The following is a 26,306-nucleotide window of genomic DNA, read 5'->3' as shown; positions in this document are numbered from 1 at the left end:
CACGTGCGTCCCTTCGGATCCTACGCGCGAAGCCCGTGACCATGGCCGGAACCGTGGTCGGAAGACCGCCGCCGCCAGGGTTCGATCACCGTGATGCCCGCGCCGGACATCCCGGCGAGGGCGGCCGGAGCGTCCTCCAGCGCCAGGACGCGGCCGACCAGCAGGTCGGGGCGCAGCGTCCCGGCGCGGACCAGCTCCATCATCGGGCCGTAGGCGTGGGCGGCCATCCCGTGGCTGCCGACGATCTCCAGCTCCCAGCCGATCACCCGCTCCATCGGCAGGTCGGCGCGGCCCGCGCCGGGCGGCAGCAGCCCGACCTGGACGTGCCGGCCGCGCCGACGCAGCGACCCGACCGAGGCGCGCGCCGTGGCGGGGCTGCCGAGCGCGTCCAGCGACACGTGGGCGCCGCCGTGGGCGGCCTCGCGCACGGCCTCGGCCACGTCGTCATGGGCGGAGGCGTCGACGACGGCGGCCGCGCCGCACCGGCGCGCCAGCTCCAGCGCCTGCGGCGACACGTCGACGGCCACGACCCGCGCGCCGGCCGCCGCGGCGACCATGACGGCCGACAGCCCGACGCCGCCGCAGCCGTGCACCGCGAGCCACTCGCCCGCGCGCACCCGGCCCTGCGCGAGGACGGCGCGGAACGCGGTGGCGAACCGGCAGCCGAGCGCGGCCGCGGTGGTGCAGGCCATCTCGTCCGGGAGCCGGACCAGGTTCACCTCGGCGGCGTCGATCGCGACGTACTGCGCGAACGACCCCCAGTGCGTGAAGCCGGGCTGGGTCTGGGCCTCGCAGACCTGCTGGTCGCCCGCCGCGCAGGACGCGCAGCGTCCGCAGGCGCACACGAACGGGACGGTCACGCGGTCGCCGGGCCGGAAGCCGGCGACGCCCGCGCCGGCCTCCTCGACCGTGCCCGCCAGCTCGTGCCCGGGGACGTGCGGGAAGGAGCGGATGTCGGGGTCGTGGCCCTGCCAGCCGTGCCAGTCGCTCCGGCAGACGCCCGTGGCCTCGACCCGGATCACCGCGCCGCCGGGCGGCACCCGCGGGTCGGGCAGCTCGCGGATCTCCAGGGGGCCGCCGAAGGAGTCGTAGGCGACCGCCTGCACTAGGGCGCCCGCACTAGAACTCGAAGCCGCCGGGGCGGCCGTTCCGGTCGGCGATCAGTCCGGCCAGGGTCGCGACGGCGATCTCGGCGGGGGTCCTGGAGCCGATGTTCAGGCCGATCGGGCGGTGCACGCGGGCGATGTCGGCCGCCGGGACGCCGAGTTCGGTGAGGGCCGGGATGTGCGGGGCGGGATGCCGCGGGTTGCCCATGACGCCGACCCACCGGACGGGCTGGGTCAGCACGTCGCGCAGGACGGGCCCGAGCTCGGGCCGGTGGTGGTCGGTGACGACGACGTCGGCGGTGGCGTCCAGGGGCGGCAGGTCGGCGGTGCCGTCGCGGTCCTTGTCGGGGTCGACGAGGAACGTGCGGTAGCCGAGGTCGGCGGCGTAGCGCAGGAGGTGGTCGGCGACGGGGCCGGCGAACACCGCGACCAGGGTCCGCTCCCCCGTGTCGGGCTGGACGTCGCCGTGCGCGACGGCGCAGGAGGAGTCGTGCTCGTGCGGTGCGGCCATACCCGAAGTCTGCCCCGCGCGGCGCCGGATGGTCCAGGGGCCACGCCCTCGCCCGCCGGCTCGCCGCGGTCCGCCGGAGAACCGCCGCGAACCGCCGCCGCGGAAACGTGGAACTCGCGCGTAGGAACGGGTATGCCTTCTGTCTAGACTGCTGTCACCCGGCGGCCACAGGAGGGACCGTGATCGCGAGACCGGAGGGCGGGCCCCGCGTCGTGGTGGGGGTGGACGACTCCGCGGGCGCGCGCTGCGCCCTCTCCTGGGCGATCGGCGAGGCGCGGCTGCGCCGGCTGCCGCTGCTGGTCGCCCACGCCGCGCCGCTGCCCCCGCACGTGTCGGCCGCGGGCCAGCTCGGCTGCGGGATCACCGAGGCGCTGCGCGCCTCCGGAGCCGAGCTCGTCGCCCGGCTCCTGGCGGAGGTGTGCGGCGGCCCGCCCGAGGGCGTGGACATGACCGCCCTGGCCCTCGTCGGGGAGCCCGGCGCGACCCTCGTGCGACTGGCGGGCGACGACGACATCCTGGTCGTCGGGCGTGGGGACCGGGGCCCGTTCTCGCGGCTGCTGCGGCCGTCGGTGCGCCTGCACTGCGCCCGCAGGGCCCGCGCGACCCTGGTGTGCGTCCGCCCGCCCGCGTTCGACACGCTGCTGGAGAGCCTGGCGGTGCGGGACGAGTCGCCCGAGAGCGTCCCCGACTCCCGTTTCCGGCGCCTCGGCCGCCGCCTGCGCCTCCCCCTCTGACCGCACCCCCGCCGACCGCGCCTCCACCGCCGACCGGGACGGCGCGCATAGGCTCTCCCCATGCGCAAGTACGTGATCATCGGTGCTGCCGGCAGCGGCAAGGGGACGCAGTCGGGGCTGCTCGCGCGCGATCTGGACATCGTCCACATCAGCGTCGGCGACATCTTCCGCTGGCACGTCAAGAACCACACCAAGCTCGGCGCGCAGGTGCGGCGCATCATGGCGGCCGGCGAGCTGGTCGGCGACGACCTCGCGGAGAGCGTCGTGCGGGAGCGGCTGGCCCAGCACGACTGGAACTACGGGTTCGTCATCGACGGGTTCCCGCGCAGCCGGCGGCAGACGGAGTTCTTCCTGGAGAGCTACGACATCGACGGCGTGATCCACCTGGACCTGCCGGACGACGAGGTCCGGCGCCGGGTGCTGGCCCGGCGGCTGTGCGCCGAGTGCGGGATGGACTACAACCTGATCGCGGACCGTCCGACGCAGGAGGGGCGCTGCGACGTGTGCGGGGGCAAGCTCGTGCCCCGGGAGGACGACACGGAGGAGGCGCTCACCGAGCGGCTGCGCGACTTCCACGAGAGGACCGACCCGATCCTGGAGCTGTTCGGCCGCAAGGAGTACGTGGTCACCGTCGACGCGCGGCCGGGCATCGAGGAGGTCCAGCGGACGCTCCGCGAGAGGCTCGGCCTGCCGATGCCATGACCCCTCCTCCCGAGCCGGCCTCCCCCGTGGTGGAGCTGGCGGACGAGCGGGCGGCGCGCCGGGGCCTGCGGCTCTTCCTGAAGCGCGACGATCTCGTCCACCCGGAGCTGCCGGGCAACAAGTGGCGCAAGCTCCGGCACAACATCGGGCCCGCGCGCGAGCACGGGACCCTCCTGACCTTCGGCGGCGCCTACTCCAACCACATCCGCGCCGTGGCGGCGGCGGGCGGGATCCACGGGTTCGCGACCATCGGCGTGATCCGCGGGGAGGAGCACCTGCCGCTGAACGCCTCGCTCGCGCACGCCGAGCGCATGGGCATGCGCCTCACCTACATGGACCGCACCACCTACCGGCGCAAGCACGAGCCCGACGTCGTCGAGGCGCTGCGCGAGCGGTGGGGCGACTTCTACCTCCTGCCCGAGGGCGGGAGCAACGCGCTCGCCGTCCGGGGCTGCGCCGAGCTGGGCGCGGAGGTCCCGGGGTTCGACGTGGTGTGCTGCCCGTGCGGGACGGGAGGGACGCTGGCCGGGCTCGCCGCCGGCCTGGCCCCGGGCCAGCGCGCCGTCGGGTTCGCGGTGCTCAAGGGCGGCTTCATGACCGCGGAGGTGGCGCGCCTCCAGCACGAGGCCTACGGCGGGCGGCGCGGGGACTGGAGCGTCGAGGACGGCTTCCACTTCGGCGGCTACGCGCGGACGACCCCGGATCTGGACGCCTTCGCCGACGACTTCGCCCGCCGGCACGGGGTCGTCCTCGACCGGATCTACACGGCCAAGATGATGTTCGGCGTGCTCGCGCTGGCCGAGCGCGGCGCGTTCCCGGAGGGCGCCCGGATCCTGGCGGTCATCACCGGCTAGGCGGACGGCCCCGTGTCCGGGGCGGGGCCGTCCGTCCCGGCGTCAGGCCGGAGGCAGGTCCACCAGCTCGGCGAGGGCCGCGCGGTGCCGGTCGGGGGTGCCGAGGGCGATGGAGTCGGCCTTGGCGCGCTTCAGGTAGAGGTGCGCCGGGTGCTCCCAGGTGAAGCCGATGCCGCCGTGCATCTGCACGCACTCCTCGGCGGCCTTCACGGCGACCGCCGAGCAGTGCGCCTGCGCGACGGCGACCGCGACCGGCGCGTCCGCGTCGTCCGTGGCGACGCAGGACGCGGCGTGGCGGGCGACCGCGCGGGCCTGGGTGATCGAGGTCCACAGGTCCGCGAGCCGGTGTTTGAGGCCCTGGTAGGAGCCGACCGGGCGGCCGAACTGGTAGCGCGTCTTGACGTAGGCGACGGTGTCGTCCAGGCAGCGCTCGGCGAGCCCGAGCTGCTCGGACGCCAGCATCGCGGCGCCGGTCCGCAGCGCGGCGGTGACGGCGCCGGTCCCCTCGGCGACACGCCGCGCGGGGGCGCCGGAGAAGGCGAGGTCGGCGAGCCGGCGGGTCATGTCGAGCGAGGTGGCGGCGGTGCGGCGGGCGTCGGCGGCGTCCACCGCGTACAGGCCGTCGCCGGCCGGCACGAGGAGCACCTCGGCGGCCATGCCGTCGGCGACGCTGGTGACCTCGCCGGTCAGCGCTCCGTCCGCGACCCGGACCGTCGCGGGGACGTCGCCCGGCGCGGCACTGAACGGCACCGCCAGGACCGCGACGGCCTCCCCGGCGGCCAGCCGCGCGAGCAGCTCCCGCTCCCCGGCGGCCTGCAGCGCCGCCGTGGCGATCACGGCGCTGGTCAGGAACGGGACGGGCGCGGCGGCCCGGCCGAGCTCCTCCATCACGACGGCGGTCTCGCGCCAGGTGGCGCCGGCGCCGCCGAGCTCCTCGGGGACCGGCAGCCCCGCGCAGCCGAGCCCGCCGGCGACGGCCCGCCACAGCGGCGCGTCGTAGGGCTCGTCCTTCTCGGCGCCGGCGAGGACGGAGGTCCAGGGCGCCTTGTCGTCCAGCACCTGCCGGACGCTCGCGCGCAGGTCGTTCTCGATCTCCCCGTACAGCAGGTCGCTCATCTGGGCAGGTCCTTCCAGGCCACGTCCTTGTCGACGCGGATCTCGCCGGGCAGGCCGAGGACGCGCTCGGCGATGATGTTGCGCAGGATCTCCGAGGTGCCGCCCTCGATGGAGTTGCCCTTGGCGCGCAGGTAGCGGTAGCCGGGCGAGCGGCGGGTGAAGTCGACCTCGGTGGGGCGGCGCATCGTCCAGTCGTCGTAGCGCAGGCCCTCCTCGCCGAGCAGCTCCAGCTCCAGGCCGGACACCTCCTGGTTGAGCTTGGCGAAGGCCAGCTTCGCGCCCGACCCCTCGGGGCCGGGCTGCCCGGCGGTGAGCTGCTGGCGCAGCCGCTCCCCGGTGAGCCGGGCGGCCTCGGTCTCCACCCACGCGCGCAGCAGGGCGTCGTGCAGGCCGGGGGTGCGCAGTTCGGGGCGGTCCCGCCAGAGCGCGGCGACGACGCCGATCATGCCGCTCTCGCGCGGCATGGCCTGGCCGCCGATCGCGACGCGCTCGTTCATCAGCGTCGTGGTGGAGACCTGCCAGCCCTGCCCGACCTCGCCGAGCCGGTGCTCGTCGGGGATCCGGACGTCGGTGAGGAACACCTCGTTGAACTCGGCCTCGCCGGTGATCTGCCGCAGCGGCCGGACCTCGACGCCCGGCGCGGTCATGTCGCAGACGAAGTAGGTCATGCCGCGGTGCTTGGGGACGTCCGGGTCGGTGCGGGTGACGAGGATCGCCCAGCGCGCCTCGTGCGCCATGGACGTCCACACCTTCTGGCCGTTGACCGTCCAGGCGTCGCCGTCGCGGACCGCGCGGGTGCCGAGAGCGGCGAGGTCTGAGCCGGCGCCGGGCTCGCTGAACAGCTGGCACCACAGCTCCTCGCCCGTCCACAGCGGGCGCAGGAAGCGGCGCTTCTGCTCCTCGGTGCCGAAGGCGAGGATCGTCGGGGCGGCCATGCCGAGCCCGATGCCGTTGCGCTCGGGGTGGTTGGTGGGGGCGCCGGCCTCGGCGAAGGCGCGGTCGACGGCGGGCTGCAGGTGCCGCGGCGCGCCCAGCCCGCCGAGCCCCTCGGGGTAGTGGACCCAGGCGAGCCCGGCGTCGAACCGGGCCCGCAGGAACTCCAGCGGCTCGGTCGCCGAGGGGTCGTGGCCGGCGAGGAACTCGCCGACCAGCCGGCTCAGTTCGCCGGCGTCGGGCGGTGCTGTGCTCACGGGGCCTCCGCGCGGGGCGTGGGTGGCGGCGGCCACCCGGAACGGCACATACCAACCGGTCGGTATGGCGAGTCCACCCTAGGAACGGCCGGGACGGCCAGTCAACCGCCCGCGCCCGGCGGTTCCGGACGACTCTCCCCCGGCACGGCATGTCCGCACCGGGTCCCGCTCGGCCCGTCCCCCGGCTCAGCCGTCCCGCATCGCCCGCGCGAAGGCCGGATGGTCGTGGTAGTCGCGGGTCTCGGCGATCAGCCCGTCGCGCACCCGCAGCACCTGGATGTTGGCGACCCGGAACGCGCGGCCCGGGGGGACCACGCGGCCGTCGTAGCCGAACTCCGCGACGATCACCTCGGGGTCGGCGGTCTCGTGCACCACCACGTCGCGGGCGCGCAGTTCGAGGGGCCCCCGCGCGGCGGCGCGGAAGTGCCGGTCTATCTCTGCGCGCCCCTCCAGGCGCGGCGGCGCGGGCGGGAGGGCGAACGGCTGCTCGACGACCGCGTCCTCGGCGTAGAGGACGGCGAGCTCGTCCCAGCGCCCGGCCGAGATGCCCGCGCTGAGCCGCGCGAACACCTCGCGGGGGGTCGGGGCGCCCGGAGCCGTCACGCCATCGCCTCCTCGAAAGCGCGGTGGTGGGCGTAGTCGCGGGACTCCACGATGTGCCCGTCGCGCACCCGCAGGACGAAGATGTTCGGCACGACGAACTCCCGCCCGTTCTCGGTGTTGCGGCCCGCGTACTCGAACTCCGCGATGATCACCTCGGGGTCGGCGGTCTGGTGCACCACGATGTTGCGCGCCTGCATCTCCACCGGCAGCGTCTCCAGCCGGGCGAAGTGCCGGCGCAGCGCCTCGCGGCCCTCCAGGCGCGAGGCCGGGTGGGCGAACGGGTGCACGACCACCGCGTCCTTCGCGTAGAGCTGCGGCAGCCCCTCCGGCCGCCGCGCGATGATCCCGTCGATCAGCCGCTGGAAGACGGCCCGGGGGCTGGCGAACTCTGACATGCGATCTCCCCTACAATCGGAGTACGTGCTCCGGATGAGAAAATACGGAGCCGATACTCCACTTGTCAACGGAAGGCCGCGATGACTGCACCCGCCTCCGGCAGACCGCTGCGCGCCGACGCCCTGCGCAACCGCGCCAAGGTCCTCGCCGCGGCCGAGGAGGTCTTCGCCGTCCAGGGGACCTCCGCCCCCACCGAGGAGGTGGCGCGCAAGGCGGGCGTCGGCATCGGCACGGTGTTCCGGCACTTCCCCACCAAGGAGTCGCTGCTGGAAGCAGTGCTCGTCGCGCTGCTGGAACGGCTGGCGGCCGAGGCGCGGGAGTTGCGGTCCGCGGCCGACCCGGGAGCCGCGTTCTTCGGCTTCTTCTCCCGGGTGGTCTCGCAGGCGGCGACCAAGCAGGCCGTCACCGAGGCGCTGGCCGAGGTCGGCGTCGACGCCCGGGAGGCCACCGGGCGCGCCGGGCCGGGCCTGAGGGCCGCCATCGGGGTCCTCCTCGAACGGGCGCAGGACGCCGGCGCCGTCCGGGCCGACGTCGGCCCCGGCGAGGTCATGGCGCTGCTGGCCGGCATGTCCTACGCCGCCGGACGCGCCGGGGCCCGCGACGACGTCCTCCGCATCGCCTTCGACGGGCTGCGCCCGCGGGAGTGCCGGGACCGGGCGGCGGGCCGGACGTAGGGGCCGCCCGGCCGCCGGCTACGGTTCCGCCAGCTCGGCGGGGAGGTCGGCCTCGTGGAGCACGGTCAGCGTGGTGACGGCGCGGGTCAGCACCACGTACAGGCGGGCGAGGCCGCGCGCCTCGGCGGCGGCGATGGCGGCGGGCTCGGCGACGACCACATGGTCGTACTCCAGGCCCTTGGCCAGGGTCGCGGGCACCACCAGCAGCCGTCCGGTGCCCTCGGACTCGGGCCCGAGGACCTCGTGCTCCAGCCCGGCGGCCTCCAGCGCCGCCTCGTGCTCGTCCGCCCGCGCGTCCGGGACGATCAGGCCGACCGAGCCGGGGCGGGCGAGGGCGGCGCGCGCGGCCTCGGCCGCCCCGGCGACGACGTCGGGGACGCGCCGCACGGTGAGCGCCCCGGCGCCGGGGCGCAGCGAGCGCGGCCGCTCCAGGTCGGGCGCGACGTGCGGGAGCAGGCGGGCGGCGAAGTCGAGGACGGTCCCCGGAACGCGGAACCCGAGGGTCAGCTCGGTGACCTGCCCGTCCTGCCCGAGGTGGGTGAGGACCTCCTTCCACGAGCGCGCCGACCACGCGGTCGTTCCCTGCGCGAGGTCGCCGAGGACGGTCGCCGAGCCCGTCGCGCAACGGCGGCCGAGCGCCCGCAACTGCATGGCGGACAGGTCCTGCGCCTCGTCCACCACCAGGTGGCCGAGCGAGGCGGTGCGCTCGATGAGGTCGTTCAGCTCGTCCAGGAGGGCCCGGTCGGCGGCGGTCCACTTGGCGGAGCGGTGCGAGCGGGCGGCCTTGCCCCGCAGGAGGACGGCCTGCTCGTCCTCGTCCAGCACCCCCTTCGCGGCCCTGCGCAGCAGCTCGGCGTCCGACAGCAGCCGGTGCAGGACCTGCTCGGGGGTCACCTTCGGCCACACCGCGTCGAGGACCTGCCTGACCGGCCTGCTCCGCGCGACCTGGTCCTGGACGCGGTCGTCGGGGGCCTCGCCGCGCCGCTCCATCCGCACGAGGACCTGGTGCGCGAGCCGCTGCGCGAACGCGGCCCGGCCCGCGCCGTAGCGGGTCGTCCCGCGCAGCGCGGCGGCGGTCTCGCGGATCTCGTGGTCGGCGAGCCGGTATCGCGCCGCGCCCCGGGTGACGACGAGCCCCTCCTCCGGTTTGCGGACGTGCAGCCACAGCGCCTTGCGCAGCACGTCGGCCATCCGGGCGTCGCCCTTGAGGGCGGCCGTATCCGCGGGCTCGCCGGCCAGCGGCGGGCCGAGCAGGTCGTCGATGGTGGCCTGCTCGACCCGGACCTCGCCGAGCGCGGGCAGCACCGCCGCGATGTAGGCGAGGAACGCGCGGTTCGGTCCGACGATGAGGACGCCGGACCGCGACAACCGCTCCCGGTGCGTGAACAGCAGGTAGGCGGCGCGGTGCAGCCCGACGGCCGTCTTGCCGGTGCCGGGCGCGCCCTGGACGCAGACGCTGCGGGGCAGGTCGGCGCGGACGATCACGTCCTGCTCGGGCTGGATGGTGGCGACGATGTCGCGCATCGGGCCGGTCCGGGGCCGCTCGATCTCCTCGGTCAGGATCCGGGACGGGCCCGTCCCCGGCGGCGTGCCGCCACCGTCGAGGGGCTCGTCCTCGAACGCGGTCAGCTCGCCGGCCCGGAAGCCGAAGCGCCGGCGCAGCCGCCAGCCCATCGGGTCCGCCGGTCCGGCCTGGTAGAAGGCCCGCGACACGGGGGCCCGCCAGTCCAGGACGAGGGGCCGCCCCTCGTCGCCGTCGTGGACGTGCCGCCGCCCCACGTACATCACGGCGGGGAGGTCGGGGCCGGCCTCGCCGCCGCGGTCCATCCGGCCGAAGAACAGCGGGGTTCCGGGGTGGTCGGCGAGCGCTCTGACCCGCTGGTCGAGGAGCGACTCGAGGAACTGCTTGGAGACCCAGTCGGCGGCGACGTCGGCGCTGAGGCCTTCGGCGTGCTCGCGCATCCGGCGCAGCGCGGCGCGGGACTCGGCGAGGTGGGCGCGTTCGGCTGCGAGGACCGCGGTTTCGGAAGGGTCGGCGGGCTCGGCGGGCATGCGGACAGACCTCCGGCTGCGAGGGTGGTGGGGGGCGAAACCCACGACCTTACCGATCCGGAGCGGGCGGCGCTGGACATTTCACGGGACGCGCTTCCGGGGGCGGCGGCGCTGCGCCTTGCCGGTGGGCGCGGGGTGTGTGACGTTGGTACGCATGGCGACTCTCACCGGACGGTCCGCTCTGGTCACGGGAGCCTCGTCGGGCATCGGCGCCGTGGTGGCGGAGGCGCTCGCCGCCGCCGGGGCCCGGGTCGGCCTGGTGGCGCGGCGCAAGGACAGGCTCTCGGAGGTGCTGTCCCGGTGCCGCGAGCACGCCCCGGAGTCGGCGATGTGGGCGGCCGACCTCGCCGACCTCGACGCGGTCGCCGACCTCGCCGCGGAGGCCGAGCGCGAGCTCGGCGGCGTCGACGTGCTGGTCAACAACGCGGGGATGCCGAAGCGGCGCCGCGTCCAGGACCTCTCGGCCGCCGACGCCGACGAGGCGATGCGGCTCAACTACCTGTCCCCCGTGCGGCTCACGCTGGCGCTGCTGCCCGGCATGCTCGCGCGCGGCGGGGGGCACCTGGTGGCGGTCGGCTCGGTCGCGGCGCGGCTCGGCCCGCCGCACGAGGCGGCCTACTCCGCGTCCAAGGCCGCGCTCACGGCGTTCTGGGAGAGCATGGCGGTCGACCTGGACGGGACGGGCGTGGGGGTCCACGTGATCCAGCCCGCGCTCATCGCCGGGACGGAGCTGTTCACCCTCCCCGGCAACGAGCCGCCGCTCAGCGACGTGTCGGACGCCCTGCCGCCGCAGGAGGTGGCCGCTGCCGTGCTGGAGGTCCTGGAGAGCGGGCGGTTCGAGCGGTACGTGCCCGACTGGTTCGGCGAGATGGCCTCCGGCAAGGCCGCCGACGTCGAGGCGTTCGTCGCCGGGGTCAAGGAGTGGACCCGCGACCGCCTGGCGACGCACCCGTCCTGACCCGCGGCGCCCTGACCCTCCGCGGTCCGTTGCCGCCGCCCGCGCTCCCTCAGTAGGGTGTGGCCTCCCAGTGATCCACATCACACGAGGCGCGAGGGGGCGGGTGCCATGGCCGCTGCGCGGGGCCTGCGGGTGCGCGACGTGACGGTCCGGTTCGGGCGGCTGACGGCGGTCGACGGGGCGGGGCTCACCGTCCCGTCCGGCGCGGTCACCGGCCTCGCCGGCCCGAGCGGCGCGGGCAAGACGACGCTCTGCGACGTGATCACGGGGCTGCGGCGCCCGGCGGCGGGGAGCGTGCTGCTGGACGGCGCCGACCTGACCCGCAGCGCGGCGCGGGAGCGGGCCCGGCGCGGCATCGCCCGCACCTTCCAGCAGACGGGCGCGGCGGGCGCGGCGACCGTGCGCGAGAGCGTCCAGGCCGCCGCGGCCAGGCACGCGATGACGCGGGAGCACCCGGGCCGCACGGCGCGGGACCGGTGGCGGCGCCGCTGGGACGCGCGCCGCGGCGCGGGCGCCGTCGCCGCCGCCCTCCTCGCCCGCCTCGGCATCGAGGACCATGCGGACACGCCCGTCCGCGACGCGCCGCCCGGCGTCGCCGGGCTGGTGGACCTGGCGCGGGCCCTCGCCGCCGAACCGGCCGTGCTCGTGCTGGACGAGCCGTGGGCGGGCCTTCCGGTGCGGCACGCGCGGGCGCTGGAGGTCTTGCTCCGGGACCTGGCCGAGGAGGGGCTCGCGGTGCTGGTCGTCGAGGAAGAGATCGAGGCCCTGCTCGGGGTGTGCGACGTCCTGCACGTGCTCGACGGCGGCAGGATGATCGCGGCCGGCCCCCCGGCGGAGGTGCGGGCCGATCCCCGGGTGCGCGACGCCTACCGCGCCGGCCCGGACCTCACCACGTGTCGATCCACGGGCGGGGACGGTCGTCGGCCGGCGGTGCGGCGGCCAGCACTGCGGTGATCCACCGCCGCGTCTCGGCCGGGTCGATGACGTCGTCCAGCTCGAACACCGTGGCGGCGTGGAGCGCCTTGCCGTACTCGTAGGCGGCGGCGACCATCTGCTCGAACATCGCCTGCGGGTCCTCGGCGGCTTCCAGCTCCTTGCGAAACCCGAGCCGGACGGCGCCCTCCAGCCCCATGCCGCCGATCTCACCGGTGGGCCAGGCGAGGGTCGCGAGCGGCGCCTTGAACCCGCCGCCCGCCATGGCCTGCGCGCCGAGCCCGTACCCCTTGCGGAGGACGACCGTGACGATCGGGACGCGCAGGTTGGCGCCGATGACGAACAGGCGGCTGAAGTGCCGGACGGTGGCGGTGCGCTCGGCGTCCGGGCCGACCATGAAGCCCGGGGTGTCGCACAGCGACACGACCGGCAGGCCGTGCGCGTCGCACAGCTGCAGGAACCGGGCGGCCTTGTCGGCGGCGTCGCGGTCGATGGCGCCGCCGAGGTGCGCCGGGTTGCTGGCGATCAGGCCCAGCGGGCGGCCCTCGATCCGCATCAGCGCGGTGATGATCCCGACGCCGAACGCCCGGCGCAGCTCCAGCACCGACCCGTTGTCGGCGAGGTGGGCGACGGCGCGGCGGACGTCGTAGGCGCGCATCCGGTTCTCCGGGACGACGTGCCGCAGGATCCGCTGGTCGTCGCAGGTCCAGTCGTCCACCGGGCCCCGGAAGTAGGACAGGTAGCGGCGGGCCGCCCGGACCGCCTCGGCCTCGTCGTCCACCACGATGTCGATGACGCCGTTCGGTTCCTGGTCGCCGACCGGGCCGATCTCCTCGGGCGTGAAGACGCCGAGGCCGCCGCCCTCGATCATGGCGGGGCCGCCCATGCCGATGTTGGCGTCGCGGGTGGCGACGATGACGTCGCAGCAGCCGAGCAGGGCCGCGTTCCCCGCGAAGCAGCGCCCGCTCGCGATGCCCACCGACGGGACGGCGCCGCTGAGCCGCCCCATCGCGTGGAACGTCGTCACGTCCAGGCCGGAGACGGCGGTGGTGTCGGTGTCGCCGGGGCGTCCCCCGCCGCCCTCGGCGAACAGCACCACCGGCAGGCGGCGGCGGTGGGCGATGTCGAGCATCCGGTCGGTCTTGCGGTGGTTCTGGTGGCCCTGCGTCCCGGCGAGGACCGTGTAGTCGTAGGACATGACGACCGCCTGCGCGCCGTCGACGTCCCCGATGCCGCAGACCATGCCGTCGGCGGGCGTGCGCTCGATGAGGTCGTCCAGGGAGCGGCGCTGCCGCTGCGCGGCGATGGCGAGGGCGCCGTACTCGACGAACGTGCCGGGGTCGCACAGGTCGCCGATGTTCTCCCGCGCGGTGCGGCGGCCGCGCGCGTGCCGCTTGGCGACCGCCTCGGGGCGGGCGGCGTCGAGCCCGGTCTCGTGGCGGCGCAGTGTTTCGGCGAGGTCGGCGCGGATGAGGTCCAGGTCGGCCGCCCCGTCCTCGGCGGCGTGGTCGCCGCCCGCCTCGGCGGGCTCGGTGAACAGCAGCGGCGCGCCCTCGGCGACGGTCTCGCCGGGCGCCGCGGCAAGAGCCCGGACGATGCCCGCCTCCCCCGCGCGGACGACGTGCTCCATCTTCATGGCCTCGAGGACCAGCACCGGCGCGCCCGCCCGGACGAGGTCGCCTTCGGACACCTCCACGCTCACGACCGTCCCCTGCATCGGCGCGGGGACGGCGACCGTGCCGGGCGGCGCGTCCGGGGCGGCCGGCGCCTGGGGCGCTCCGGCGGCCGGGGCCGTCTCGACGTAGTACCGGCGGTGCTCGCTCTCCAGCAGTTCGGGCAGGTGGTCGGCGACGAAGGACGTGCGGGCCCCGCCGGCGGTGAATCCGGGGTGGCGCAGCACGCCCTGCAGCAGCGGGATGCTCGTGGCGACGCCCGCGATCTCGAACTCGCCGAGCGCGCCGTGGGCTCGGGCGGCGGCCGAGGACAGGTCCTCGGCGCGGGCGATGACCTTGGCGAGCAGCGGGTCGTAGCGCGGGCTGGTGCGGTAGCCGGCGTACCCGTGGGTGTCGACGCGCACGCCGGGACCGGACGGCGGCGCGAACGCGGTGAGCGTCCCGGCGCTCGGGCGCGGCGTCCCGTCCGCGGCGATCGTCTCGGCGTTGACGCGCACCTGGACGGCGCAGCCGGTCGCCGGCGGCGGCGCGGCCAGGCCCACCCCGGCGAGGTCCTCCCCCATCGCCAGCCTGATCTGCGCCTTCACCAGGTCGACGCCGGTGATCTCCTCGGTGACGGTGTGCTCGACCTGGAGCCTCGGGTTGGCCTCCAGGAACCAGAACTCCTCGCCGTCGACGAGGAACTCGAAGGTGCCGAGCCCGGCGTAGCGGACCCGGGCCGCCAGACGCAGCGCGGCGTCCAGCAGCGCGTCCCTGACGGCTCCGGGCAGCGCCGGCGCGGGGGCGATCTCGATCAGCTTCTGGTGGCGGCGCTGGACGCTGCAGTCGCGCTCCCACAGGTGGGTGACGGCGCCGGACCCGTCGCCCGCGACCTGGACCTCGATGTGGCGCGCGCTCGGCACGTGCTTCTCGGCGTACAGCTCGCCGCTGCCGAAGGAGGCGAGCGCCTCCGACCGGCACCGCTCGTAGGCGTCCGCCACCGCCGCGGGATCGGTGACGACGCGCATGCCGCGCCCGCCGCCGCCCGCGAGCGCCTTGAGCACGACGGCGCCGTGCTCGCGGGCGAACGCCTCCGCGCCGGCGGGACTCACGGCGCCGGGCGTGCCGGGGGCCACGGGGACGCCCGCCTCCCGTGCCAGGCCGCGCGACGCGGTCTTGTCGCCGAACAGCTCCAGCAGCGCCGGCGGCGGCCCGACGAAGGTGAGCCCGGCCGCGGCGCAGCCGGCGGCGAAGCCCGCGTTCTCGCTCAGGAAGCCGTAGCCGGGGTGGACGGCGGTGGCGCCGGCGTCCTTGGCGGCGGCGATGAGCGCGTCCGCGTCGAGGTATCCCGCGGCGCCCTCGCCGGGCAGGACGCGCGTCTCGTCGGCGCGTCTGGTGTGCGGTGAGGCCGCGTCGTCGCGGGTGCGCACGGCGACCGTCCGCAGCCCCAGCTCGGCCGCGGCCCGGACGACCCGCAGCGCGACCTCTCCCCGGTTGGCCACAAGGATCCCGCCCACCCGGCCTCCTCACCTCGCCTGAGCCGGTCGGCCCTCACTCTAGAGAGCGGGGCGCGGGGGGCCGCGCCCGGATGCCCCGGCGCGCGCGGACGACGGGATCGGGGCCTGTTCCCCACCGTCTTCCAAGCGGACATAATGGCGGGTCACGACCTGGGAGGCCGCGGGGAGGCGACCTGCCGCGGGACGAGGGGGGCCGATGCCGGAACGGCGCCGGAGGACCGTGCGCGACCTGCGCCGCGCCAACCGGTCGGTGCTGCTGCGGCGGCTGTACTTCGACGGGCCGCTCAGCCGCCAGGACCTCGCCCGCGAGACCGGGCTCAGCCCGGCCTCGGTCAGCAACGTGGTCAGCGAGCTGATCGGCGCCGGGCTCGTCGTGGAGGCGGGCAGCGTCGAGTCCGACGGCGGCCGACCGCGGGTGCTGCTGAAGGCCGCGGCCGGGTACGGCCACCTCGTCGGCGTCGACGTCGGCGAGACGCGCGTGGTGGTCGAGCTGTTCGACCTGGCGCTGACCCGGCTCGCCAAGGCCGACCTGCCGCTCGGGGACGGCGGGCACGACGAGCGCGCCGTCGTCCGGCACATCCTGGACGGCCTGCCGGCGGTGATCGACGGCGCGTCGGTCGACCCGGCGTCCGTCATCGGGGTCGGCGTGGGCGTCCCCGGCGTGGTCGAGCACGGCCCGGAGGCGGTCGTGCACTGCCAGACCATCGGCTGGGACGGCGTGCCGCTGGAGCGGATGCTGCGCGAGGGCACCCGCCTGCCGCTGTTCGTCGACAACGGCGCGACGTCGCTCGGCCAGGCCGAGATGTGGCTCGGCGCCGGGCGCGGGCACCGCGACGCCGTCGTCGTCCTCATCGGCTCCGGGGTCGGCGCCGCCGTGATGATCGACGGCTCGCCGTACCGGGGCGCGGCGGGCAGCGCGGGCGAGTGGGGCCACACGACGTCCCGGGTCGGCGGCGCGCGGTGCCGGTGCGGCTCCCGCGGCTGCCTGGAGGCCTACGTCGGCGCGACCGCCCTGCGGGAACGGTACCGGGCGGCGGGCGGCCCGGCCGGGACGGGCGAGGAGGCGGCCCTCACCGCGCTGCTGGCCGACCCGTCCGCGGCGGCGGCCGCCCTGCGCGACGACGTCGCCGAGCACCTCGGCGCGGGCATCGCCGACCTGGTCAACCTGTTCGGCCCGGAGAAGATCATCATCGGCGGCTGGGCCGGGCTGCTGATCGGCGGCCGGATGCTGGACCGGATCACCGCGGCGGCCGCCGCCTACGCGCTGCGGCACCCGTTCGCGCGGACCTCCGTCGACCTTTGCCGCCTCGGTCCCGAGGCGGTCGCCGTCGGCGCGGCCACCCTCCCGCTCGCGCACCTGCTCGACGGCGGCGACCCGGCGGGCGCACAATGGCCCGGCGGCGGCCCGCGGGGGATAATGGTCTTCTGACCAGCACCCTGGAGGGCGACGACACATGGGCACCGCCGGCCGTTCCGTGCGCGAATCCCTGCTGGACGCCGCGGCAGACCTCCTGGTGGAGCGCGGCTACCGCGCCGTCCGGATGCGCGACGTCGCCGCCGCCGCCGGGGTCAGCCGGCAGACCGTCTACAACGAGTTCGGCGACAAGTGGGGCCTCGCGCAGGCGGTCGTGATCCGCGACAACGAGCGCTACCTCGACGGCATCGACGCCGTGCTGTCCGAGCACGACGACCTGTACTCCGCGGTGGTCGCCGCGGTGGTGTTCTCGCTGGAGACCTCCGCCGACGACCAGCTGAAGAAGGCGGTGCTCACGGGCGCGGGCGGCGACGAGATGCTGCCGCTGCTCACCACGCAGGCGGAGCCGGTGCTGTTCGCCGCCAGCGCCCGCATCGCCGAGCACGCCCTGCGCCAGTGGCCGGATCTGGACCGGGAGGCGCTCACCGAGATCGCCGACGCGGCGGTGCGCCTGACGATGAGCCACATCATGCTGCCGTCCGGGCCACCGGAGGTGTTCGCCCACTTCGTCGCCCGCATGGTGACCCGCTACATGGCCGCCACCGCGCGGCCCTCGGTCCGCGACGGCGGGTGACGGTCAGGGGACGTCGCTCCGGATGTGGACGACCTTGACCGCGGTCATCTCGTCCAGGAGCCCGGGGCCGTAGCCGAACCCGTGGCCGCTGGCGCGGCGCGGGGTGGCGGCGCCGCCGGGAGCGCCGCCGAACACCGCGTTGATCTTCACGGTGCCGGCGTCCAGCGTGCGCCAGGCTGCCTGCGCGTGCGCCATGTCGCGGGTGAGGACGGTCGCGGCGAGGCCGTAGCGGGAGCGGCGCGCGGCCTCCAGCGCCTGCTCGAACCCGGCCACGGTGCGCACGGGCGCGACGGGGCCGAAGGTCTCCTCCGCCATGACCGCCATGTGGTCGGCGCAGCCGGCGAGCACGGTCGCCGGGTAGAAGCAGCCGGGTCCCCCGGGCAGGCGCGCGCCGGTCAGGGCCCGCGCCCCGTCGGCGAGGGCCTTCTCCACCTGCTGGTGGACCTGGGTGCGGTGGCGCTCGTCGACGAGCGGCCCGAGCTCCGTGGACGGGTCGGCGCCAGGCCCCATGCGCAGGTCCCGCGCGCGGGCGGTGAGCGCGTCCAGGAACGGCTCGGCGACGGCCTCGTGCACGTAGACGCGCTCGACCGAGGTGCAGATCTGGCCGGCGTTGGCGAAGCAGCCGAGCGCGGCCTGCTCGGCGGCCCATGCCGGGTCGACGCCGGCGTCCACGATCAGGGGGTCGGCCCCGCCGTTCTCCAGGACGGTCCTCGCGCCCCTCCGGGCGGCCAGTTCGGCGATGCGGCGGCCGGCGCGGGTGGAGCCGACGTGCGCGACGACGTCGGCGCCCAGGTGCCCGGCGAGGGCCTCGCCGACCGCGCCGCCGCCGGTGACCATGTTCAGGACCCCGTCGGGCAGGCGCCCCGCGATCAGCTCGGCGAGCATCGCGCCGGTGTGGGGCGTCCGCTCGGACGGCTTGTGGACGACGGTGTTGCCCGTCGCCACGGCCGCGCCGACCAGGCCGCAGGCGATCGCGACCGGGTCGTTCCACGGCGTGATCGCGGCGACGACGCCCCACGGCTCGCGGACCATGAAGTCGGCGGCGTCCCGACCGCCCTGGAGGCTGCGCCCGCCGTGCAGCGGGCCCAGTTCGGCGTACTGGCGCAGGGTCCCGATGCCGGCCTCCACGCCGCCGAGGGCGTCACCGGTGGGCTTGCCCATCTCCGCGGTCACCAGGGCGGCCAGCTCGTCCATGCGCTCCTCGACCGCGCGCGCGGCCGCGTGCAGCGCCGCGCCCCGCTCGGCGGCCGGCACAGCGGCCCAGCCGGGCGCGGCGCCGCGGGCCGCCGCCACGGCCGTGTCCACGTCCGCCGCCGACGAGGCCGCCACCACCCCGAGCGGTTCGCCGGTCGCCGGATCGGTCACCGTGAACGTCTCGTCCCCGGTCCCCTGGCTCCACCGTCCGCCGGCCAGCATCCACCTGTCGCGCGGCCGCATGGCCTCCCCTTCCCGTCGTCGGATCCCTCCGCCGGTCCCCCGGTGCCGAGGTCCCCGTCTCGCCTACCCCGCGAAGCGGCGTTCATGACCACCCCTCGTCAGTGACCACTTACTTCGGTCGGCTACCGTGAGCCGGGCGAGAGTCGACGAGGGAGCTTGCGAGGGAGGCGCGATGGACTTCGACCTGCCGGAGGGCGCGGCCGCGGTGCGCGAGGGCGTGCTGGCGGTCGCCGGGAAGTACGACCAGGACTACTGGAGCCGGTGCGACGCGGACAAGCGCTGGCCGGAGGAGGTCTGGCGGGAGCTGGTCGACGGCGGCTGGCACAGCCTGGCGGTCCCCGAGGAGTACGGCGGCGGGGGCCAGGGCCTGCTGGAGCTGGCGGTGGCCCTGGAGGCCCTCGCCGAGGGCGGCGCGGGCGGCGCCGCGTCCTTCATGTACCTGCTGACGCCCGCGTTCGGCGGGCTCACCATCGCCCGCCACGGCACCGCCGAGCAGAAGCGCGAACTCCTGCCGAAGATCGTCTCCGGCGAGATCGAGACGTGCTTCGCCGTCACCGAGCCGGACGCGGGCAGCAACGCGATCAACATCTCCACCCAGGCGCGCCGCGACGGCGACTCCTTCGTCGTCAGCGGCCAGAAGATCTGGATCTCCGGCGTCGAGCGCGCCGACCTCCTCGTCCTGGTCACCCGGACGATCCCGGCCGCGGAGGCCCGGCCCCGCACGGCCGGCTTCACCGTCCTGCTCGTGGACGTCAAGAAGGCCGTGGCCGACGGCACGCTGACCTACCGGCCGATCCCCAAGCTCGGCACCAACACCGTCGCGTCCAGCATGGTCTTCCTGGACGGCGTGCGCGTGCCCGCGGACCGGGTCCTCGGCGAGCCCGATCAGGGCTTCGCCGTCCTGTGGGACATCCTCAACCCCGAGCGGATCCTCGCCGCCGCGGGCGGCGTCGGATCCGGCGGGCTGGTGCTGCGGATCGCCTGCGAGTACGCCGTCGAGCGCGCCCCGTTCGGCAGGCCGATCGGCGCGCACCAGGGCATCGCGTTCCCGCTCGCGCGGATCAAGGCGCAGCTGGAGCTGGCGCGGCTGATGACCTACAAGGCCGCCTGGCTCTGGGACCGGGGCCGGCCGTGCGGCTCGGAGGCCAACATCGCCAAGCTCACCGCGGCCGACGCGGCCTGGCAGGCCGCCGACCGCGCGTTCCAGACCCACGGCGGCATGGCGTACTCGCTGGAGTACCCGATCGCCAGGATGTTCCGGGACGCCCGCATTGGCAAGAACATCCCGGTCGCCGAGGAACTCGTCCTCGCCCACATCGCCCAGCACGAGCTGGGGCTCCCCAAGTCGTACTGACCGGGGCCGTGGGCGGTCCGGCCGGCGCCGGGCCGCCCCGGGGACCGCCGGGCCGCGCCTCAGCCGAAGCGGGGCGGGCGCTTCTCCCGGATCGCCGCGACGCCCTCGCGCACGTCCGGGCCGGTGAACCCGAAGAACTCCATCGCCAGGGACGCGTCGAACGTCGGCCCGGCGAGGCGCAGCCAGTTGTTCAGCGCGTGCTTGGTGAACGACAGCGCCTCGGCGGGCCCGGCGGCGAGCCGCCCGGCGATCTCCAGGGCGCGCTCGTGCACCTGCGCGTCGTCCACGCACAGCGAGACCAGGCCGATGCGCTCGGCCTCCTCGCCGGTGAGGACGTCGTTGAGCAGCAGGTAGTACTTGGCCTTCGCGAGCCCGCACAGCAGCGGCCACACGATGGCCGCGTGGTCGCCGGCCGCCACGCCCAGCCGCGTGTGCCCGTCGATGATCTTCGCGGTGCGGCCCGCGACGGAGACGTCGGCCAGCAGCGCGACCGCGAGCCCCGCGCCCACCGCCGGGCCCTGCACGGCGCTGACCACCGGCTTGGAGCAGTTCACCACGTTCATCACGATGTCGCGGGCCTCGCGCATGATCCGGCGGCGGGACGCGTGGTCGGTCATCATCTCCTCGATCATGGCGAGGTCGCCGCCGGCGGAGAACGCCGTCCCCTCCCCGCGCACGAGGACCACGCGCACCTCGTCGTCGGCGTCGGCGTCCCGCCAGATCTCCGCCAGCTCGCGGTGCCCGGTGGTGTCGACCGCGTTCAGCTTGCCCGGCGTGCTGAGCGTGACCCGCAGCACCCCGTCCGCCGCCCAGTCGATCCTCAGCCGCTCGTACGCGTCGTACCGCGTCATGCCGCACTCCCCTGCCGCGAGTGGTCGTCGAATGCCGCGCGCAATCGTCGCACAGCGAACTCCACGGCCTCGGCACCGGCGTCGAAGATCTCGGGCAGCAGGAAGAAGGAGTGCACGACGCCGTCGTAGCGGCGCAGCTCCGCCGGCACGCCGGCGGCGGCGAGCCGGCGGGCGTACTCCTCGGCCTCGTCGCGCAGGATGTCGTACTCGGCGGTGATCACGGTGGCGGGCGCGGCGCCGGCCAGGTCCGCGGCGCGCAGCGGGGCGAGCCGGGGGTCGGACGGGTCGGCGCCGTCCCGGTAGAGGTCCATGAACCGGGCGAGCGACCCGGCGTCCAGCCCGTACCCCGTGCCGTACTCCCGCCAGCTCGGGGTGTCCATCGCCGTGTCGGTCACCGGGTAGACGAGCAGCTGGTGGGCGAGCCGCACCCCGGCGTCCCTGGCCAGCAGCGCGCACGCGGCGGCGAGGTTGCCCCCGGCACTGTCGCCGGCGACCGCGACGGCCCCGTGCCGCACCCCGTACCGGCCGGGCCCGCGCGCCACCGACGAGACGACGGCCCAGGCGTCGTCCACCGCCGCGGGGAACGGGTGCTCGGGGGCGAGCCGGTAGCCGACGCTCAGCACGGCGCACTCCGCCGCGGCCGCCAGGTCGCGGCAGAAGGCGTCCACGTTGTCGACGCCGCCGAGCACCCATCCCCCGCCGTGCAGGTACACGACGGCGGGCAGCGGCCCCCGCTCGGGCGGCTCCGGGCGGTACAGGCGCACCGGCACGGGCCCTCCCGGGCCGGGAACCTCGATGTCGCGGACCTCCGGAAGCTCGCGCCGCTCGACCGGGAACGCCGCGCCGATCCGCTCCCGCATCTCCTCGATCGCGGGCTCGGCGTCCCCGCCCCCTCCCGGCGGCGCGGCCGTCCACGAGGCGAGCAGTTCCAGAAAGCTCACGGTCTGCGGGTGCAGGGGCATGCGGCGGCCTCCGGGGGTCGGCGGGAATCCTCCCCACGGCCTCCCCGGTGGCCCGCCGATCAATCCCCGGCCTCAGCGGCCGGCGGCACCGGCATCGGCCGCCTGCCGCACCGGCGCCGGCGGCGCCGCGGGCGCCTGCCCGCGGCCCGCGGCCTCGGCGACGAGGGCCTCGAACAGCCGCCGGTCGTCTCCTTCCTCGGGGTGCCACTGGACCGCGAGCCCGAAGCGGTGCCCCTGGAGCTCCACGGCCTCGACGACCTGGTCCTCGGCCCACGCGACGGCGGTCAGGCCCTTGCCGAGCCGGCTCACCGCCTGGTGGTGGCAGGTGGGCACGTCGGCCGAGCCGCCGAGGATGCCGCCGATCCGGCTCGTCTCGCTGATCCGCACCCGGTGGGAGCCGACCAGCCCGGCCTGCGGGGCGTGCCCCTTGTGGCCCACCGCCTCCGGCAGGTGCTGGACGAGGGCGCCGCCGCGCACGACGTTCAGCACCTGCATGCCCCGGGAGACGGCCAGGAAGGGCAGATCGGCGGCCACGACGGCGCGGGCGAGGGCCAGCTCGAACCGGTCGCGCTGCGGCTGCGGCGGCCCGGTCTCGTAGTGCCGGAAGGCGCCGTACAGCTCGGGATCGACATCGGCGCCGCCCGCCAGCACGACGCCGTCCAGCCGGGAGACCAGGGTGCCCAGCCCGCGCAGGGTCGCGGCCGGCGGCAGCAGGACCGGGACGCCGCCGGCCCGTTCGACCGAGCGCGCGTACGGCACCGGCAGCAGCGCGGCCTCGCGCACCCAGCTCCCCCAGCGGGCCGGCTCCTGGTAGGCGGTGATGCCGATGAGCGGCGGCGCGCCCTCACCGGCCGCGGGGCGCGGGGCCCCGCACGCGGCTTGCGACATGTGTGTCTCCCCCTCTGCTGAGCACCGGCCGCGGGGGCGGCGGCCGCTATGGGTGATCCGCCTGTCGGCCGCACGTCACCGTGCGTCACCCGCCCCCTCGCGCCGCCCGGCCCCGGGGCCCTCCTCCCGGCCAGCTTGCCGCACGGCACGCACGTCCGCCGTGGAAAGCGGCGAGATCGGCGCACCGCGCCGCCGCGGGCCGCCGCGCGGCCATTGGCGGCGCGCAGCAGGAAACACGAAGAATTCTGAAATCTTCTCCCGGGATAGGGGTTCTTCCTCCCCATCCGACCGGTTCCTCCTGAACGTCGGAACACAGATCCGATACTGATCAGTATGCGTTGACTGCGGCACTTACCGGGAGTCACGGAGAATTGAACCTTCGTTACTGACAGTAGCGATCACGAGGCTCTTCGCGAGCAATCCATTGAACACCTGCGGAGATTGGTGAGAGAATCTCACCGAGTCGGGCAGCGAACGCGCACGGATCGACCGTCGCACCCGCCGTCCGGCCGCCGGAAACAGCCCGAAGGGAAGGCGTGCCGCCGAATGCCATCGGAAACTCGCGTGATCAAAGAATGCTTCGCACGCCTCGAGGCCGACCCGGCGGGCGCCATGAGCTTTTTCTACGGCCGCCTTTTCGCGGCCCGGCCCCGACTGCGGTCCCTGTTCCCGCCCGCGATGGGCGGCCAGCACGACCGGTTCTTCCACGCGCTCAGCCGGATCGCGTGGAGCCAGGACAACCCGGAGGAACTCGCCCGCCACCTCGAGGGCCTCGGGCGCGGCCACCGCAAGTACGGGGTGCTGCGCGAGCACTATCCGGACGTCGAGGAGGCCGTGGTCGCGACGCTGCGCACCTTCGCCGCCGACGTCTGGACGGCCGAGGCCGAGACCGCCTGGCGCACCGCCTACCGCTCCGCGGCCGAGGCCATGGCCGGCGCGGCGGAGCGGGACGCCGCGGACGCCCCGCCGTGGTGGGTCGCCGAGGTCGTCCGGCACGACCGCCGCGCCTTCGACCTCGCCGTCCTCACGCTGCGCCCCGAGCGCCCCCTGCCGTTCGCGCCCGGGCAGCACGTGAGCGTGCAGTCGGCCCGCTGGCCCCGGGTCTGGCGGCCCTACTCGATCGCGAACGCGCCCCGCCGGGACGGGACGGTCAGCCTGCACGTCCGGGCCGTTCCCGCCGGATGGGTGAGCGGCGCGCTGGTCCGGCACACCGGGCCGGGCGACAGCGTGCTGCTGGGCCCGCCGGAGGGCGCGATGACCCTCGACCCGGACTCGGACCGCCCGCTCCTGCTGATCGGCGGCGGCACCGGCCTCGCCCCGGTGAAGGCGCTGGCCGAGCAGGCCGTCGCCTCCGCCCCGGACCGCGACGTCCTGCTCGTCGTCGCGGCCCGCACCGAGGACGGCCTCTACGACCTCCCTGGGCTTCGGCTGCTGGAGTCCGCCCACGCCCGGCTCCGCGTCGTCCCGGTGGTCTCACGCGAACCCGCGCCCGGCGCGGTCGCCGGCCGCGTGCCGGACGTCCTGCCGCGGATCGTGGACGGCGCCGCCGGCCACGACGCCTACGTGGCCGGCCCCGCCCCGCTCGTCCGCGGGGCGGTCTCCGCCCTGCAGCGGCTGGGCGTGCCGCTGACGCGCGTCCACCACGACCTGCTCACGGCCGGCGACTGACGCCCGTCACAGGCCGGCGCGCTCCCGCAGGAACCCGGCCGTCTTGGCGTCCGCCGGGTAGAACGACTCGATCGCCAGCTCGGCCACGGTGATGTCGACCGGCGTCCCGAAGGTCGCGATGGTGCTGAAGAACGACAGCTCGCGGCCGTCCACCCGCATCCGCAGCGGGACGAAGACCTCGTGGTCCGCGGGCGGGGCCATCGCCTCCCCCACGTCGCCGGGGAAGCTCCGCAGCTCCCGGTACAGCTGGGCGAGCGACGCGTCCGCGGTCAGGGCCACATGGCGCCGGACGCGGTCGATCATGTGGGCGCGCCACTCCGCCAGGTTCAGGATGTTCTTGGCCATCCCGTCCGGGTGCATGCTGAGCCGCAGCACGTTCAGCGGCGGCTCCAGCAGCTCGGGCGGGGCGCCCTCCATGAAGAACGCCGCCGCGCCGTTCGCGTCGATCAGGTTCCAGAACCGGTCCACCACCACCGCCGGGTAGGGCTCGTGGCCCTCCAGGACCTGCCGGATCGCGGCGCGGACCGTGTCCATCTTCGGTTCCTCGATCGGCGTCTCGTCGAACACCGGCGCGTACCCGGCGGCCACCAGCAGCAGGTTCCGGTCGCGCAGCGGCACGTCCAGGTGCTCGGCGAGCCGCAGCACCATCTCCCGGCTCGGCGCCGAGCGCCCCGTCTCCACGAAGCTCAGGTGCCGCGTCGACACGTCCGCCTCCGACGCCAGCTCCAGCTGGCTCAGCCTGCGCCGCTGCCGCCACGCCCGGAGCTGGTCCCCGATCGGCCGCACGTCGCTCAACCCCGTCGTCATCGTCGTCACGGCACGACGCTACCGACACCCGGGTCAGGCCCGCGATTACGTCCGGGGTAATGGACGCGGTGCCGCCGGATCACCAGGGTGGGTTCCGACACCGCCGGAGGAGGCTTCATGACGACCGGGCTCACCCCCGACCAGCTGACCGACGCCATGCCGTTCGCCCGCGCGCTCGGCGTGGAGATCGACACCGCCGGACCCGAGGAGGTCACCGGCCATCTGGACTGGGCCGCCGACCGCTGCACCGCGGGCGGCGTCATGCACGGCGGCGCCCTCATGGCGCTGGCCGACACGCTCGGCGCGGCGTGCGCGTTCCTGAACCTCCCGCCCGGCGCCTCCACGACGACGCTGGAGTCCAAGACCAACTTCTTCCGCGGGGTCAGGGAGGGGCGCGTCCAGGGCGTCTCGCGCCCGCTGCACACCGGCCGGACCTCGATCGTCGTCCAGACCGACCTGCTCGACGCGACCGGGCGCCGCGTCGCCCAGGTGACCCAGACGCAGGCCGTACTGGGGCCCTGATCCCGGGGAGGACAGGGCGCCACGGCAAATGCCTTTACGTTGTAGATTTTTTAGCGAGATGCTCGGCGAAGAAGGCGAGGATGCGCGCCCAGCCGTCCGGGGCGTTCTCGCGGCCCTTGCCGAACCCCATGACGATCTTCGCGACCGGGCCGAGCGGGGGCGGCGGGGTGAGCCCGGTGAGGAACCCGTGCCCGGTGCCCGGGTACTCCTTCACGTCGTGCGGCACGCCGGCGGCCGTGAGGGCGCGCTCCAGCCGGCCGGCGGCGCCCCGCAGCGTCGGGTCGGCGGCCCCGTAGCTGCCCACGATCGGGCACGCGCCCCGCAGCGACTCCTCCGGCCGGCGCGGCAGGATCCCGTAGTTGGCCGCGGCGGCCTTGAAGTCGTACTTGGCCGCCGCGACCAGCGCGAACCCGCCGCCCATGCAGAACCCGCACACTCCGACGTCGCCGGTGCAGTCGTCCCTGCCGGCGAGCCACGCGCGGGTGGCCTCGATGTGGTCGTAGGTCGGCCCGCGCTGGGCGCGCATGTCGCGCATCGCCTTGGCGACGCAGCGCACCCAGGGGGCCCCGTTGTAGAGGTCGGGCAGGACGGCGAGGTAGCCGTTCGCGGCGAACCGGTCGGCCTGGGCGCGCATGTCGGCGTTCGCGCCCATCGCCTCGAACACGATCACGACGCCCGGCCAGGGCCCCTCGCCGTCGGGGACGGCGAGGTACCCCGGCAGCTCGCCGGCGCCCATCGGAATGGAGATGTCAGACATAGCGTCCAATACTC

25 protein-coding genes are annotated in these 26,306 nt (G+C 75.6%); 11 read left to right on the top strand and 14 right to left on the bottom strand.

Features of this window, described 5'->3' with window-relative positions:
* Positions 1–20: 20 nt before the first annotated feature.
* Positions 21–1,106 (bottom strand): zinc-dependent alcohol dehydrogenase family protein, encoded by a 1,086-nt coding sequence (locus ABWI07_RS20920; RefSeq protein ID WP_353819543.1) that lies wholly within the window; start codon positions 1,104–1,106, stop codon positions 21–23.
* Positions 1,107–1,119: 13 nt separating this feature from the next.
* Positions 1,120–1,617, bottom strand: coding sequence for an XdhC family protein (locus ABWI07_RS20915; protein ID WP_149258618.1), 498 nt, complete (start codon positions 1,615–1,617; stop codon positions 1,120–1,122).
* 179 nt (positions 1,618–1,796) lie between these two features.
* Between ABWI07_RS20915 and ABWI07_RS20910 the strand changes: the two genes are divergently transcribed.
* From ABWI07_RS20910 to ABWI07_RS20900, 3 genes are read left to right on the top strand one after another with little or no spacing between them, the layout of a single operon-like run.
* Complete coding sequence (locus tag ABWI07_RS20910; RefSeq protein WP_160160876.1) at positions 1,797–2,351, top strand: universal stress protein; 555 nt, start codon at positions 1,797–1,799, stop codon at positions 2,349–2,351.
* A gap of 60 nt (positions 2,352–2,411) precedes the next feature.
* Positions 2,412–3,053 (top strand): adenylate kinase family protein, encoded by a 642-nt coding sequence (locus ABWI07_RS20905; RefSeq protein WP_149258620.1) that lies wholly within the window; start codon positions 2,412–2,414, stop codon positions 3,051–3,053.
* Positions 3,050–3,907, top strand: a complete 858-nt coding sequence (locus ABWI07_RS20900) for a 1-aminocyclopropane-1-carboxylate deaminase/D-cysteine desulfhydrase (protein ID WP_353819542.1) — start codon at positions 3,050–3,052, stop codon at positions 3,905–3,907. The genes ABWI07_RS20905 and ABWI07_RS20900 overlap by 4 nt, the downstream gene beginning before the upstream one ends.
* A 42-nt stretch (positions 3,908–3,949) precedes the next feature.
* Here the strand turns inward: ABWI07_RS20900 and ABWI07_RS20895 are convergent, their stop codons facing one another.
* The 4 genes from ABWI07_RS20895 to ABWI07_RS20880 all read right to left on the bottom strand — a co-directional run bounded on the left by ABWI07_RS20895 (position 3,950) and on the right by ABWI07_RS20880 (position 7,211).
* Positions 3,950–5,023: an acyl-CoA dehydrogenase family protein gene (locus tag ABWI07_RS20895; RefSeq protein WP_353819541.1), complete on the bottom strand. Its 1,074-nt coding sequence runs from the start codon at positions 5,021–5,023 to the stop codon at positions 3,950–3,952.
* Positions 5,020–6,213 (bottom strand): acyl-CoA dehydrogenase family protein, encoded by a 1,194-nt coding sequence (locus ABWI07_RS20890; protein ID WP_353819540.1) that lies wholly within the window; start codon positions 6,211–6,213, stop codon positions 5,020–5,022. Before ABWI07_RS20890 ends, ABWI07_RS20895 begins: the two co-directional genes overlap by 4 nt.
* Positions 6,214–6,399: 186 nt before the next feature.
* Positions 6,400–6,816 carry a nuclear transport factor 2 family protein gene (locus tag ABWI07_RS20885; protein ID WP_353819539.1) on the bottom strand — a complete coding sequence of 139 codons (417 nt, stop codon included), beginning with the start codon at positions 6,814–6,816 and terminating at the stop codon, positions 6,400–6,402.
* The gene (locus ABWI07_RS20880) at positions 6,813–7,211 is read right to left on the bottom strand and encodes a nuclear transport factor 2 family protein (protein ID WP_149258625.1); all 399 of its coding nucleotides are present in this window, start codon (positions 7,209–7,211) and stop codon (positions 6,813–6,815) included. Before ABWI07_RS20880 ends, ABWI07_RS20885 begins: the two co-directional genes overlap by 4 nt.
* An 81-nt stretch (positions 7,212–7,292) precedes the next feature.
* On the opposite strand from ABWI07_RS20880, the gene ABWI07_RS20875 reads away from it, so the two are divergent.
* The gene (locus tag ABWI07_RS20875) at positions 7,293–7,886 is read left to right on the top strand and encodes a TetR/AcrR family transcriptional regulator (RefSeq protein WP_353819538.1); all 594 of its coding nucleotides are present in this window, start codon (positions 7,293–7,295) and stop codon (positions 7,884–7,886) included.
* Between the two features lie 18 nt (positions 7,887–7,904).
* Here ABWI07_RS20875 and ABWI07_RS20870 read toward each other — a convergent pair whose 3' ends face one another.
* Complete coding sequence (locus tag ABWI07_RS20870; protein ID WP_353819537.1) at positions 7,905–9,938, bottom strand: HelD family protein; 2,034 nt, start codon at positions 9,936–9,938, stop codon at positions 7,905–7,907.
* Positions 9,939–10,092: 154 nt separating this feature from the next.
* Between ABWI07_RS20870 and ABWI07_RS20865 the strand changes: the two genes are divergently transcribed.
* Positions 10,093–10,896, top strand: a complete 804-nt coding sequence (locus tag ABWI07_RS20865) for an SDR family NAD(P)-dependent oxidoreductase (RefSeq protein WP_149258628.1) — start codon at positions 10,093–10,095, stop codon at positions 10,894–10,896.
* A gap of 108 nt (positions 10,897–11,004) precedes the next feature.
* Positions 11,005–11,850: an ATP-binding cassette domain-containing protein gene (locus tag ABWI07_RS20860; protein WP_149258629.1), complete on the top strand. Its 846-nt coding sequence runs from the start codon at positions 11,005–11,007 to the stop codon at positions 11,848–11,850.
* Here ABWI07_RS20860 and ABWI07_RS20855 read toward each other — a convergent pair.
* Positions 11,783–14,998 (bottom strand): acetyl-CoA carboxylase family protein, encoded by a 3,216-nt coding sequence (locus tag ABWI07_RS20855; RefSeq protein WP_353819536.1) that lies wholly within the window; start codon positions 14,996–14,998, stop codon positions 11,783–11,785. The genes ABWI07_RS20860 and ABWI07_RS20855 overlap by 68 nt on opposite strands.
* A gap of 196 nt (positions 14,999–15,194) precedes the next feature.
* Here ABWI07_RS20855 and ABWI07_RS20850 point away from each other — a divergent pair, with 196 nt between their 5' ends.
* Both ABWI07_RS20850 and ABWI07_RS20845 read left to right on the top strand, forming a co-directional pair.
* Positions 15,195–16,427 (top strand): ROK family transcriptional regulator, encoded by a 1,233-nt coding sequence (locus ABWI07_RS20850; protein WP_353819535.1) that lies wholly within the window; start codon positions 15,195–15,197, stop codon positions 16,425–16,427.
* A gap of 25 nt (positions 16,428–16,452) precedes the next feature.
* Positions 16,453–17,046 (top strand): TetR/AcrR family transcriptional regulator, encoded by a 594-nt coding sequence (locus ABWI07_RS20845; protein ID WP_149258632.1) that lies wholly within the window; start codon positions 16,453–16,455, stop codon positions 17,044–17,046.
* Positions 17,047–17,049: 3 nt separating this feature from the next.
* Here ABWI07_RS20845 and ABWI07_RS20840 read toward each other — a convergent pair whose 3' ends face one another.
* Complete coding sequence (locus ABWI07_RS20840) at positions 17,050–18,483, bottom strand: aldehyde dehydrogenase family protein (RefSeq protein ID WP_353819534.1); 1,434 nt, start codon at positions 18,481–18,483, stop codon at positions 17,050–17,052.
* Positions 18,484–18,655: 172 nt separating this feature from the next.
* Here ABWI07_RS20840 and ABWI07_RS20835 point away from each other — a divergent pair, with 172 nt between their 5' ends.
* Positions 18,656–19,837 carry an acyl-CoA dehydrogenase family protein gene (locus ABWI07_RS20835; RefSeq protein ID WP_353819533.1) on the top strand — a complete coding sequence of 394 codons (1,182 nt, stop codon included), beginning with the start codon at positions 18,656–18,658 and terminating at the stop codon, positions 19,835–19,837.
* Positions 19,838–19,896: 59 nt separating this feature from the next.
* On the opposite strand, the gene ABWI07_RS20830 is transcribed toward ABWI07_RS20835, so the two are convergent.
* The 3 genes from ABWI07_RS20830 to ABWI07_RS20820 all read right to left on the bottom strand — a co-directional run bounded on the left by ABWI07_RS20830 (position 19,897) and on the right by ABWI07_RS20820 (position 22,538).
* Entirely contained in the window at positions 19,897–20,688 is a 792-nt protein-coding gene (locus tag ABWI07_RS20830) for an enoyl-CoA hydratase/isomerase family protein (protein WP_149258634.1), read from the bottom strand.
* Positions 20,685–21,650, bottom strand: a complete 966-nt coding sequence (locus ABWI07_RS20825) for an alpha/beta hydrolase (protein WP_149258635.1) — start codon at positions 21,648–21,650, stop codon at positions 20,685–20,687. The genes ABWI07_RS20830 and ABWI07_RS20825 overlap by 4 nt, the downstream gene beginning before the upstream one ends.
* A gap of 72 nt (positions 21,651–21,722) precedes the next feature.
* On the bottom strand, positions 21,723–22,538 hold the full coding sequence (locus ABWI07_RS20820; RefSeq protein WP_149258636.1) for a gamma-glutamyl-gamma-aminobutyrate hydrolase family protein: 816 nt from the start codon (positions 22,536–22,538) through the stop codon (positions 21,723–21,725).
* A gap of 612 nt (positions 22,539–23,150) precedes the next feature.
* Between ABWI07_RS20820 and ABWI07_RS20815 the strand changes: the two genes are divergently transcribed.
* Positions 23,151–24,206, top strand: coding sequence for a globin domain-containing protein (locus ABWI07_RS20815; RefSeq protein ID WP_353819532.1), 1,056 nt, complete (start codon positions 23,151–23,153; stop codon positions 24,204–24,206).
* Positions 24,207–24,212: 6 nt separating this feature from the next.
* On the opposite strand, the gene ABWI07_RS20810 is transcribed toward ABWI07_RS20815, so the two are convergent.
* Positions 24,213–25,013: a helix-turn-helix domain-containing protein gene (locus ABWI07_RS20810; protein WP_149258874.1), complete on the bottom strand. Its 801-nt coding sequence runs from the start codon at positions 25,011–25,013 to the stop codon at positions 24,213–24,215.
* Between the two features lie 117 nt (positions 25,014–25,130).
* Between ABWI07_RS20810 and ABWI07_RS20805 the strand changes: the two genes are divergently transcribed.
* On the top strand, positions 25,131–25,535 hold the full coding sequence (locus ABWI07_RS20805; protein ID WP_149258638.1) for a PaaI family thioesterase: 405 nt from the start codon (positions 25,131–25,133) through the stop codon (positions 25,533–25,535).
* Between the two features lie 34 nt (positions 25,536–25,569).
* Here ABWI07_RS20805 and ABWI07_RS20800 read toward each other — a convergent pair whose 3' ends face one another.
* Positions 25,570–26,292, bottom strand: a complete 723-nt coding sequence (locus tag ABWI07_RS20800) for a dienelactone hydrolase family protein (RefSeq protein ID WP_235036695.1) — start codon at positions 26,290–26,292, stop codon at positions 25,570–25,572.
* Between the last annotated feature and the right edge of the window lie 14 nt (positions 26,293–26,306).

The sequence above is a fragment of the Actinomadura sp. NPDC000600 genome, from assembly GCF_040492135.1.
Classification (GTDB): Bacteria; Actinomycetota; Actinomycetes; order Streptosporangiales; family Streptosporangiaceae; genus Spirillospora.
Note: the sequence above shows the minus strand (reverse complement) of the source record. Positions and strands in the feature narration are given on the sequence as shown.